The sequence below is a fragment of the Microbulbifer maximicatervae (SeqCode) genome, from assembly GCF_052468295.1.
The window spans coordinates 5,151,323-5,162,500 of record NZ_CP174340.1 but is presented as its reverse complement, the minus strand read 5'-3'; the positions used below and the strand labels follow the sequence as shown (position 1 = coordinate 5,162,500).

11 protein-coding genes (1 of these 11 running past the window's edge) are annotated in these 11,178 nt (G+C 54.0%); 6 read left to right on the top strand and 5 right to left on the bottom strand.

Going from position 1 to position 11,178, the window contains the following annotated elements; genetic code table 11:
- Positions 1-814, bottom strand: the 5' portion of a protein-coding gene (gene tyrS / locus ACJJIQ_RS22785; protein ID WP_445363116.1) for a tyrosine--tRNA ligase. It extends 491 nt beyond the left edge of the window; the window shows 814 of its 1,305 coding nt (coding positions 1-814); the start codon lies at positions 812-814; the stop codon falls past the left edge of the window.
- Between the two features lie 275 nt (positions 815-1,089).
- Between tyrS and ACJJIQ_RS22780 the strand changes: the two genes are divergently transcribed.
- Entirely contained in the window at positions 1,090-2,469 is a 1,380-nt protein-coding gene (locus tag ACJJIQ_RS22780) for an OapA family protein (RefSeq protein WP_444892708.1), read from the top strand.
- 15 nt (positions 2,470-2,484) lie between these two features.
- On the top strand, positions 2,485-3,594 hold the full coding sequence (locus ACJJIQ_RS22775) for an anhydro-N-acetylmuramic acid kinase (protein ID WP_445363115.1): 1,110 nt from the start codon (positions 2,485-2,487) through the stop codon (positions 3,592-3,594).
- A gap of 23 nt (positions 3,595-3,617) precedes the next feature.
- Here ACJJIQ_RS22775 and erpA read toward each other — a convergent pair whose 3' ends face one another.
- From erpA to argC, 4 genes are all read right to left on the bottom strand, one after another.
- Complete coding sequence (erpA, locus tag ACJJIQ_RS22770; protein ID WP_108731633.1) at positions 3,618-3,971, bottom strand: iron-sulfur cluster insertion protein ErpA; 354 nt, start codon at positions 3,969-3,971, stop codon at positions 3,618-3,620.
- A gap of 162 nt (positions 3,972-4,133) precedes the next feature.
- The gene (locus ACJJIQ_RS22765) at positions 4,134-4,577 is read right to left on the bottom strand and encodes a bactofilin family protein (protein ID WP_445363114.1); all 444 of its coding nucleotides are present in this window, start codon (positions 4,575-4,577) and stop codon (positions 4,134-4,136) included.
- Between the two features lie 33 nt (positions 4,578-4,610).
- Positions 4,611-5,354 carry a DUF6776 family protein gene (locus tag ACJJIQ_RS22760; RefSeq protein WP_445363113.1) on the bottom strand — a complete coding sequence of 248 codons (744 nt, stop codon included), beginning with the start codon at positions 5,352-5,354 and terminating at the stop codon, positions 4,611-4,613.
- 53 nt (positions 5,355-5,407) lie between these two features.
- Positions 5,408-6,454: an N-acetyl-gamma-glutamyl-phosphate reductase gene (argC, locus tag ACJJIQ_RS22755; RefSeq protein ID WP_444913416.1), complete on the bottom strand. Its 1,047-nt coding sequence runs from the start codon at positions 6,452-6,454 to the stop codon at positions 5,408-5,410.
- A 95-nt stretch (positions 6,455-6,549) separates the two neighbouring features.
- Here argC and ACJJIQ_RS22750 point away from each other — a divergent pair, with 95 nt between their 5' ends.
- The 4 genes from ACJJIQ_RS22750 (at position 6,550) to hemL (ending at position 11,163) form a co-directional block, all read left to right on the top strand.
- Positions 6,550-8,376 carry a chloride channel protein gene (locus ACJJIQ_RS22750; protein ID WP_413664270.1) on the top strand — a complete coding sequence of 609 codons (1,827 nt, stop codon included), beginning with the start codon at positions 6,550-6,552 and terminating at the stop codon, positions 8,374-8,376.
- Positions 8,377-8,409: 33 nt separating this feature from the next.
- Positions 8,410-8,832, top strand: a complete 423-nt coding sequence (gene hemJ / locus ACJJIQ_RS22745) for a protoporphyrinogen oxidase HemJ (protein ID WP_282934420.1) — start codon at positions 8,410-8,412, stop codon at positions 8,830-8,832.
- Between the two features lie 82 nt (positions 8,833-8,914).
- Entirely contained in the window at positions 8,915-9,700 is a 786-nt protein-coding gene (gene thiD / locus ACJJIQ_RS22740) for a bifunctional hydroxymethylpyrimidine kinase/phosphomethylpyrimidine kinase (protein ID WP_282934421.1), read from the top strand.
- Between the two features lie 179 nt (positions 9,701-9,879).
- Positions 9,880-11,163 carry a glutamate-1-semialdehyde 2,1-aminomutase gene (gene hemL / locus ACJJIQ_RS22735; RefSeq protein WP_445363112.1) on the top strand — a complete coding sequence of 428 codons (1,284 nt, stop codon included), beginning with the start codon at positions 9,880-9,882 and terminating at the stop codon, positions 11,161-11,163.
- Positions 11,164-11,178 lie beyond the last annotated feature (15 nt).

Here is an 11,178-nt window from a genome sequence, read left to right as displayed (position 1 = left end):
ACTTATAAACGTCCGCATCAGCAGTATTTAGCCAGAACTGGTAAAAGGCATAAGGGCTTGTACGTTTCGGGTCCAGCCAAATAGTGCCGCTCTCAGTTTTACCAAACTTGGTGCCATCCGCCTTGGTCACCAGAGGCAATGTCAGACCGAATACCTTACCGCGATGCTGGCGGCGGGTCAGGTCGACACCACCGGTAATATTGCCCCACTGGTCGGAACCACCAATCTGCAAGGTGCAATCGTGCAGCTTATACAGCTCGGAAAAGTCCATCGATTGGAGCAACATGTAGGAAAACTCAGTAAAGGAAATACCTTCACCTTCACGCTGGATACGCTGCTTAACGGACTCTTTGTTAACCATATTGTTAACAGAGAAATGCTTGCCGACATCGCGCAGGAAATCGAGCACATTGAGGTCGCGAGTCCAGTCAAGGTTATTGGCGACAATGGCACTATTTTCCCCACAATCGAAATTGATAAATTGGGAAACCTGGCTTTTCAGCTTGTCTACCCAACCCGCAACAATATCGGGGGTATTCAAACTGCGCTCCTGAGCCTTAAAAGAAGGGTCACCAATCAGCCCCGTGGCACCGCCAACCAGTGCAATTGGTTTATGCCCTGCCGCCTGAAACCTCTTCAAGGTCAGCAACGGTACTAGACTGCCTATATGAAGGGAGTCTGCAGTGGGATCAAAACCGCAATACAGGGTTCGACTCTCCGACAAATGCTGCGTCAGTTCGCCGTCACCAGTCGCTTGATTAATTAATCCGCGACGGTCCAAGTCTTCAAGCAGTGTCATGTCGACCCCAGCCATGCTTTCCCCTCATATATAGGCTTGAAATTAGCGCCACCAAGCGGCGGCAAAATGCGCTGCAACATTACCGAAGTTTGCGGCAAATACAAGCTGCAGCAGCCCAGTACCCGCACTAAAAACAAAATTCATGAGGAACCAAACCGTGCAAAGACGTGTCAATTATCTCGTGAACCAAGGCGGCTTTTTTGCTATAAAGCCCCTCCAATGCCTGTTTTTTAGACACTCAGTTTTTCAAGCGCAAATAACAACGACCGCCAGTACCATCCGCTAACGCCATGCAAAACCATCGTAAATCGAGTACAGGCCTCCGTATTGGCGGCTTACCCAAGCATTTTCCCCGCGTTCATGCGCTGACCGCTGGCATCGCAGCCTTTGTCCTTATGCTGGCCGTTCTGATTCCTTCACCGGAGATTTCCTCCAAACGTACATCGCTACCCGTCAAACTTTCAGAGGTCACAAGCGGCGACAGCACTGAAGCCAAACCTGCACTCACTTATACGCCGGCGGAGACCCCACTGCTTAACGTCAGTGTTGAGGCAGTCAAGTCGTTGAGTCTTGAAGTACGTAACGGGGATACTCTGTCAGACCTATTTCAACGTGCAAAAATCAGCGCCAAAGAGATGTACCAGCTTCTGGGTAGCGGCAAAGAGGCAAAACAGCTGGCACGTCTAACTCCGGGTGAAGAGCTGACCTTTCAAACAAATAATGATGGCCAGCTGCAGTCCCTTAAATTGCAGCGGGACCGACTCAATCAAATTGAGTTTACCCGCACAAATGCAGATAAGTTTGAACACGCACTGATAACTCGTGAGCCCGACAGCCACCCGGCTTACCGACAGGCCCAGATCGATAGCTCCCTATTCCTGGCCGGTAGCGATGCTGGGCTGAGTGACAGCCTGATAATGGAGATGGCGGATGTATTCAGCTCCGATATCGACTTTGCCCTAGATATTCGCAAGGGCGACAACTTTAGTGTGATGTTCGAAGAGTTGTTCCTGGATGGGGAGAAAATTGGCAACGGTCCTATCTTGGCGGTCAGTTTTACCAACCAGGGAAGAACTTTTAGCGCTGTACGCTATGTGGATAACAGTGGTGATGCCAATTACTACACGCCTGAAGGCAAAAGTATGCGCAAGGCATTTATCCGCACACCGCTGGACATAGTCCGCATCAGCTCTCACTTCAACCCGAGCCGCCTGCACCCTGTATTCAAGTCACGCCGACCTCATAATGGCACCGACTATGCCGCTCCAAGAGGCACCCCCGTTTACTCTACTGGCGATGGTCGGGTTATCGCGTCCGGCTATAGCAAACCCAACGGCAACTACGTATTTATCCAGCACGGCGAACGGTATGTAACCCGCTATCTCCACCTGACCAAGCGCAAAGTCAAAAAGGGCCAGCGCGTTAAGCAGCGCCAGGTTATTGGCACTGTGGGGTCTACCGGTTATGCCACTGGCCCGCACTTGCACTACGAATTCCTGGTGGATGGCAGACACCGCAACCCCGCCACCATTGTGCGCAAATTGCCCAAGGCAAAGTCGGTACCGACTTCTGAGATGATCCGTTTTAAAAACCAGACCCAGCCACTTCTGGCGAAACTAGAAAACTTCCAGGGGCCGGCTCTGGCTCAACTGGATGAAGAAAGCCCCTAACAAGCGCCAACGAATATGCCCGATCTGTTTATCGGCCTGATGTCCGGCACCAGCGTTGACTCCATTGACGCGGTGCTGGTCGATTTTGGCGATGAAGAAAAAATTAACACCCGCATCCTGGCTGCGCTAGCCCACCCGATTCACAGCGGCCTCCGCGAAGCTATTCTCAGCCTCTGCGCCCCTGGCCCTTCAGAGTTGGATCGCGCCGGACAGTTAGACCGGCAACTGGGACAGGTTTTTGCCGAGGCCACCAATACCCTGCTAGCCCGAGCCGGTGTTGAGGGTCAGTCTGTTACCGCCATTGGCAGTCACGGCCAAACCGTACGCCACCGCCCCCCAGGCACAGTGACTTCTCCTTTTACTTTGCAACTCGGTGACCCCAACACCATCTCAGCACTGACGGGCATCTGCACCGTTGCGGATTTCCGTCGCCGGGATATCGCTCTCGGTGGTCAAGGAGCGCCTTTAATGCCGGCGTTTCACCAGGCCGCCTTCAAAACTGATGGAAGCCGTGCTGTGGTCAATATTGGGGGGATGGCCAATATCACTGAGCTGACGGCAGATGACCAGGTTTACGGCTATGACACAGGTCCAGGTAATGCATTGCTCGACTACTGGGTGAACCTACACAAAAACCAGCCCTACGATAGAAATGGAGACTGGGCCGCGAGCGGTCGTGCCAATGCTGAACTTCTCAACCGCCTGCTTTCAGATCCCTATTTCTCCGCCGAGCCACCCAAGAGTACTGGCCGTGAAACTTTTAACCCCAGCTGGCTCGAACAGGCCTGCGCCGGTTTGGAAGTGGCGCCGGTAGATGTGCAGGCGACCCTGTCTGAAGTGACCGCAGCCAGTATCGCCGATGCCGTGCATAATTTTGCCGAAGGCGGCGAGTTGCTCACTTGCGGGGGCGGGGCAAAAAATAAGGACTTGGTTACACGATTACAGCGCCGCTTGCCCACCTGGTCTATTACTGACACGGGCAGTTACGGTATTGACGCAGACTGGCTCGAAGCCGTTGGATTTGCTTGGCTGGCCCGCCAGACATTGAGAGGGCTGCCCGGTAATTGCCCGGGAGTGACTGGCGCGCAGAAAGAGGCGGTGCTAGGGGCTATTTACCCGCCCTGATCAATAGGGCGGGTTAGGATTTCTCAAATAGAGAAAGAGGAACCGCAGCCACAGGTAGCGGACGCATTGGGATTTTGTACTACGAAGCGTGACCCCGAAAGGCCTTCTTCGTAATCAACATTGGCGCCAACCAGGTAGGGGTAGCTCATCGCATCCACCAAGACCTGAATGCCATCCTTTTCTATGATGGCATCATCTTCGGCAACCAATTCATCAAAGGTAAAACCGTATTGGAAACCGGAACAGCCGCCTCCGGTCACGAAAACCCTGAGTTTCAACTCCGGGTTGCCCTCCTCTTCCAACAGGCTTTTTACCTTGGCCACAGCCTTGTCTGTGACCACGAGTGGCGCGGGAGAAAAGGATACAGCTTCTGACATAAGTCTCTCTCAACTCATCGGGACATTCACCGCTCGTATAAAAGTTATAACGAGTGCAGCCCCGGGGGCGTCATCTTGCTTAAACCCAGCAATTCAGTCAAGTATTAACCGGCAGGTGGGCCGGTACAACAAAGTACCAGCGCCAGCCAATACTACCCGGACTTAAGAGGGTTCAATGACAGTTTCATCTTCGGAATAGCCGAGCATATGGGGCTCACCCGCGCTACTCAGGTCGGCACTGGATACCAGGGCACCGTTTACCTGGGCACCTTTCAGCATCTCGATCAGCTTATAGTGTACATTGCCTTCTACCATGGCCTTGGAAGCCAGTTCCAGGTGGCGCGCAGCAAACACATCCCCTTTCACATTGCCATTGATCACTACCTGAGGCACACGAATTTCACCCTCAATGATGCCGCCATCCACAATTTGCAGGCGCGCATCACTATCACTGTGAGCGGTAACATTGCCACGCACCTTACCTTCGATGACCAGGTTGCCACGGAAGTGGATATCACCGCTGATCTCAGTCTGACGAGCGATCAAAGTCGTGTGGTTACTACCGGTATTGGCCATAGTTATCTGTTTCTCTTTTTTTCTTAACATAATCCCCAAAACCTCGTGCCTTTGGCACCTATGCTAACTTTCCTGTACTAACCAACCGTAGCGCTGCTCAATATTAAAGCCCTTGCGCCCAGAAGATTTAAGTGACAACTCCACACCTTCGGGCACAAATCCCTCCGGCAAGCGCAGCTCTCCCTCGATATTCTGAAAATATTTAAAACGCAGCTGAATCGACTCACTATCCACCTGCTCCGACAGTTCCTTCAGAGGGTAACTCTTCGGTTCCCCATCCTGACGGCCCACTACGGTAAATGTGGCCGTGCCTTTTACAACATCCCGACGCGCTGCGGACTGTTTGATCTGTAACTTGTACTGGTAACTTTTTGGATCGCCGGTCTGCGAGAGGATAAAGCGTCCAATGGACACCCCCTCACCCCCATCTTCAGGGGCCATGACGCCGCGATAGAAAGAAATTTCCTGCTTTAGCTCTGCGATCTGGCTCTCTTTTTGCACCAGTTCCGCACGTACCGACTCACTCGCCTGCTCACCGATAGTCAGCGACTGCTCTGCAGTGGCAACCCTCATTCGCAGGGATTCATTCTCACTCTGGAGCGCGGTGACACTATCGAGTACTTGAGTATGCTCCAGTGTCTTGCGATCGAGGCTCTGGCGCAGCTGATACTGTCCGGCAAAATAGGACCCGGCCGAGGTCACTAATACCAAAAAAACGACCCCCACTACGGCAATGACACCAGAGAAGGGTTTATGAGGCACCACTTTCATGCGGTACTGCTTGCTGCCTTTAACTTTGAGCACCATGAAATCTGCTAAGTCTTATCCGGGATTTATCGATTGTCGGGAAACACCCGATTCTAAGGCAGCAGTGCCGGGCTATCCAGGCCCAACGTCTCAGTTAAGCCAAACATAATATTCATATTCTGGATTGCCTGGGCGGACGCGCCTTTGGCCAGGTTATCAATGGCCGATAATACCAGTACCGTATCCCGCTCCTGGGGTTGCAATACCGAGATGCGGCACATATTGGTCCCTCTTACCGTACGAGTCTGAGGGTGGCTGCCCGCCGGCATCACATCTACAAAAGGCTCATTTTTATAGCGGTTTTCAAAGATCTGTTGAAGCTCATCCGCATCAACTTTCCCCGCTGACCGGGCAAATAAAGTAGCGTGGATACCGCGAATCATGGGAAGTAAATGCGGTACAAAAGTCACCTGCGCGGGAGAGGATTCAGTGGCCTGCACTCGACGAAGCCCCTGTTCAATCTCGGGTAAATGACGGTGCCCGGCGGCAGAATATGCGCGGAAGTTGTCGCTATTCTCAGCCATAATCAAGTCGGTCTTACCCTGTCGCCCCGCACCACTGATACCACTGGCCGCACTGGCGATCAGCTCACCAGGTTCTACCAGGCCCTTTTCCAAAAGCGGTATCCATCCCAATTGAATCGCGGTGGGATAACAGCCCGGGCAGGCTATCAACTGCGCATTGGCAATCTGTTCCCGATTAACTTCTGGCAAACCATAAACAGCACTTTGAGCTAATTCCGGAGCGGCGTGGGCCTGACCGTACCACTGCTCCCAGGTAGGTATATCTTTCAAACGGAAATCGGCGGACAAATCGATCACTCGAACTCCGCGCTCAATAAGTGCCGGTACCTGGGCCTGGGCAACGCCATGAGGTGTAGCGAAGAATACAACGTCACAATCCGCCAGCTGTTCGAGATCGGGGCTACAGAAAGACAGCTGCGAGTGCCCTCTCAGGCTAGGGAAAAGCTCGGCAACCGGGGTACCATTCAACGAACGGGAGGTGATTGCGGTAACTTCCGCTTGTGGATGTGTTGAGAGAAGCCGAAGTAATTCCACCCCTGTATAGCCGGTGCCCCCGACAATCGCTACTTTTATCACCTTGCTAAAATCTCCGGTATATCCGCCAACTGAGACGATAATCGTAAAACCAGACAGGCACTCTACCACAAGCCCCAGCATTTTAAGGATGTGCGGTGTCACAGCCCCCAAGGAACTCGCTAAAAAAGTCATTTTCGCGTTATTTAGTTAGGCCTGGCAGCCTCGAAAATATACGCTTACAGCTTTCCTCCAAAGACGCGCTGGCGCCTTTGCTGGGGATGGCCCTGATCACCGGCATCCTGGCTGGAGGGGTAACTGTACTTTTTCGGCTGGCGATGGAGTGGCCGACCACGCTGTTTTTATCAATCCCACAAAATTACGAATCCCTTCCCCCTTTCTGGCGCTTCGCATTGCCAGTCATCGGCTCTCTGGTAGTGGGATGTATCTATTTATTTCTAAATCCCAGACGCCGCCAGGTGGGAGTGGTCCATGTCCTGGACCGGCTCTACAATCACCAGGGGCAAATGCCAATGCAAAATGCCCTGCTACAGTTTTTTGCCGGCGCAATAATTTTAATTAGCGGCCACTCGGTGGGGCGGGAAGGCCCAGCTGTACACTTGGGAGCCGCCAGTGGCAGCTGGTTAGCTAGGGCGCTGAAGCTCCCCAATAATTCCGGTCGCAACCTACTGGGGTGTGGTGTAGCCGCAGCAATTGCGGCCTCCTTTAATACCCCGCTGGCGGGCGTGGTATTCGCGATGGAAGTCGTGATGCTGGAATATACTGTGGCAGGTTTTTTACCGATAATTCTCGCGGCTGTTGCCGGTAGCGCCATCACCCAGCTGACTTTCGGTAGCCAACCGGACTTTAATGTACCCGCGATTCAACTCAATTCCCTTGCCGAGCTGCCACTACTTTTTGTGTGCGCACTGGTTATTGGGGTTCTCGCCGGATTATTTATCCGCTCCCAGCGTATTTTAATTCCCCAGCAGCGTTACTCCCCACTTCTTCGATTTCTCTTGGTTGGCCTTGTTACTGGCACCTTGGGTATCTGGGTACCGGAAATCCTGGGCGGTGGATATGACACTTTGCAGATGGCAATGCTGGGAGAGTTGGGGGTAGCGACACTCATTGCTATTGTCGCCGCGAAATTAGTTGCAACCGCTTTGGGGGCAGGGCTCGGAATTCCCGGTGGGGTAATAGGCCCCAGCCTGATTATCGGTGCCTGTATCGGTGGTATTGCCGGTGGCCTGGCTAACTTGTGGCTGGGTGAGCACACCGCGAGCCCTGGCTTTTATGCCATGGTGGGTATGGCGGCAATGATGGCTGCGATGCTCAATGCGCCTCTAGCTGCGCTACTCGCTATCTTGGAACTTACCTATAACCCACATATTTTATTCCCTGGAATGATGATGATCGTGGTGGCCACACTAGTAAGCCGCCAACTCTTTTCCACTATCGGTCTCTATCACGAAACGCTGCGAGCCCTGAATAAAGCGGGAATGCCAAGTTGGCGACAGCAAATGCTGAGCAGTGTCGGAGTTGCCAGCGAAATGAATCAGAGCTTTGTTGTGACCCCTAGGGAAATTACCCGCGCTGCAGCAACAGAATTAATTAATCAACATCCCGAGTGGATTCTTATCGATTTACCCAAGGAGCCGGCACCGCAACTACTGCGTGCAGCAGACTTGGCAACTTTTCTTCGCGGTGGTGCGAAAGAGGCAGCCGAGAGCGAAAAACAGGCTTCCTCCGCATCAGATAAATTACTAGACCCGGGAGAAATGATCGATTTATTGAGACTACCCGGAGAACGCAAACAGCTGGCGTCCCTAAGCTGGCGAGCGACAATGCTGGAGGCCTCGCAAAAGCTGGAGAGAAGTGGCGCGGATGGCCTATATGTCTGCCGTCATAAAAGCGGTTCGCTGGACAATCGCACGGCGGGCATTATTCTGCCGCTACAAATTAACAACTTTTACCGGAAGTAATTTTTCTTCCCGTTTCTTTTAAGGGGACTTTCAATGCTGTGGATCAAGGCTTTTCACATTATTGCGATGGTGTGCTGGTTTGCCGCACTTTTTTATCTGCCACGACTGTTTGTCTACCATGTCGATGCCACTGATGCCGTTAGCCGCGACCGTTTCTGTATTATGGAACGCCGTCTTTATCGCGGTATTGCCATTCCTTCCATGCTGGCTACCGTTGCCCTGGGCATCTGGCTCTACAGCTTGAACCCGGCCTACTACACCTCCGCCGGCTGGATGCACGCAAAACTGACTTTTGTTGTTCTCCTCCTAGGCTATCACCATATCTGTGGCGCCTATGTTCGCAAGTTTGCCCGGGGAACCGTTACCCGCAGCCGCCGCTACTTCCTAATATTTAATGAGTTCCCAGCAGTTGCACTTGTCGCCATCGTCATTTTGGTTGTCGTAAAGCCATTTTAATTTGGCGCGTATTCATTCCTTGTCAAAGGCGCTCAGCAACTAGAATTAGGCGCACAGCTAATGGCCGTCATGTAGAGCACTTATGGATACACCTCAGCCCGTTATTCTGACCGTTACTCACCACGACCCCAGCGGCAGCGCCGGAATTGCCGCAGATACTGAGACAGCGGTCAGTCTCGGCTGCCATGCGGCCTCGGCAGTTACCGCCATCAGCGTGTGTAATACCGGTGAATTGCTGGGTGTCGCCCCAGTCGACGACAGCCTGCTAATTGAACAAACCCGGGCCGTTTTGGAAGACATGCCGATCGCCGCGATCAAGGTCGGCTACCTGGGCTCCGTGGAGAATGTGCGCGCGCTTCACAGCGTACTCCACGACTACCCGGATATTCCCGTCGTTATCGACCCCGATGCCACACTGGCCGACAAAGAGAGCGTGCTCGCCCCACCTTTGTGGGAGGCTATGGTGTCGCTGTTGTTGCCCAAGGCGACCATGGTGTGCCCCAACCGCAGGGAAGCTCGCGCCATGGCAGTTGAAGCCGATGTCCTCGACGCCATGGCCCAGGAAATCCTCGAATCCGGATGTCGCTACCTGTTGCTAACTGGCGTGCCCCACGAGCAACAACTACAGAATCGGCTCTACGATGAGCGCGGCCTGATGCGGGAGTTCAAGTGGGAGCGCTTGCAGCCAGCGGCCTATGGCGTCTGCGGCACCCTCGCTACTGCCATTGCCTGCCATATCGCCCACGGGCTGACCATTATCGAAGCGGTTACCCGCAGTCAGCAGTACGCCTGGAGTGCGATCAAAGACAGCCGGCGCCTGGGCATGGGAAGACCGATCCCCAACCGGCTGTTCTGGTGCGAACGCTAAACCTGGAGCTGCTGACACAAATTTCGCCCCTGCCCCGATCAGCCTCACCGTTCCCGTGGCGGTGAGATCTTCTGTCTACACAGTCTGTGACCGGTCGTCGCCAATCTACACATTGTCCTCAGGCGCCACCCCCGCGATAATGCTCCCCAGGCCCTTTATGCAGAACCTGAATTAAGTTTATGAGTAAATCCGAGCAGCTTTTCGCAGAAGCACAGCAGTATATTCCCGGCGGCGTTAACTCTCCGGTACGGGCTTTTCGCGCAGTCGGCGGTACCCCGGTGTTTATCCGCCGTGCCGAGGGCGCCTACCTCTACGATGCAGACGAGAAACGCTACATCGACTACGTACAGTCCTGGGGCCCCATGGTGCTGGGCCACGCACACCCGGAAGTCATTGAAGCCGTGGTGGAACAGGCCCAATCGGGACTGAGCTTCGGTGCACCAACCGAACTGGAAACCGAACTGGCCGAAGAACTCTGCCGCCTGTGGCCGAACATGGACCTGGTGCGCTTCGTCAATTCCGGTACCGAAGCCACCATGAGCGCGATTCGCCTGGCCCGTGGATTTACCGGGCGCGACAAGATTGTGAAGTTCGAGGGCTGCTACCACGGCCACTCCGACTCCCTGCTGGTTAAGGCCGGCTCCGGGGCCCTGACCATGGGTGTACCCTCTTCTCCCGGCGTTCCCGTCGCCCTGGCAGATCACACCATCACCTTGAGCTACAACGATGCTGATAGTGTGCGCAGCTGCTTCGAAGAGCTGGGCGATCAAATCGCCTGTATCATCGTCGAGCCTGTTGCCGGCAATATGAACTGCATTCCGCCGGTACCCGGCTTCCTGGAAACCCTGCGCGAAGTTTGCGACCAACACGGTGCCCTATTGGTTCTCGATGAGGTGATGACCGGCTTCCGGGTGAGCTTGACCGGGGCCCAGGGCTTCTACGGTATCGAAGCGGATATCACCACCCTCGGCAAAGTCATCGGCGGCGGTATGCCCGTTGGCGCCTTTGGCGGTAAACGCGAGATCATGGAACAAATCGCACCCTTGGGTCCGGTTTACCAGGCGGGCACCCTGTCCGGTAACCCTGTAGCTATGGTCGCGGGCTTGGAAACCCTGCGTTTGGTGGAAGAACCCGCCTTCTACGAGCCTTTAATTGCCAAAACTGACCGTTTGGTGGAGGGCATCCTGGCGGCTGGTAAAGCCGCAGGTATCCCAATCACCGCCAATAAGGCCGGCACCATGTTCGGATTCTTCTTCACCGAAGAACCTAAAGTAACTAACTATCAACAGGTAATGGCCTGCGATAACGAGCGCTTTAACCGTTTCTTCCACGGCATGCTGGAAGAAGGTGTCTACCTGGCACCGGCCTCCTATGAGGCAGGGTTTATGTCCGCAGCTCATACCGATGAGGATATTGAGGCCACAATCACTGCCGCTGAACGCGTCTTCGCCCGCCTCGGCTAATTGCCCGCCTCTCTC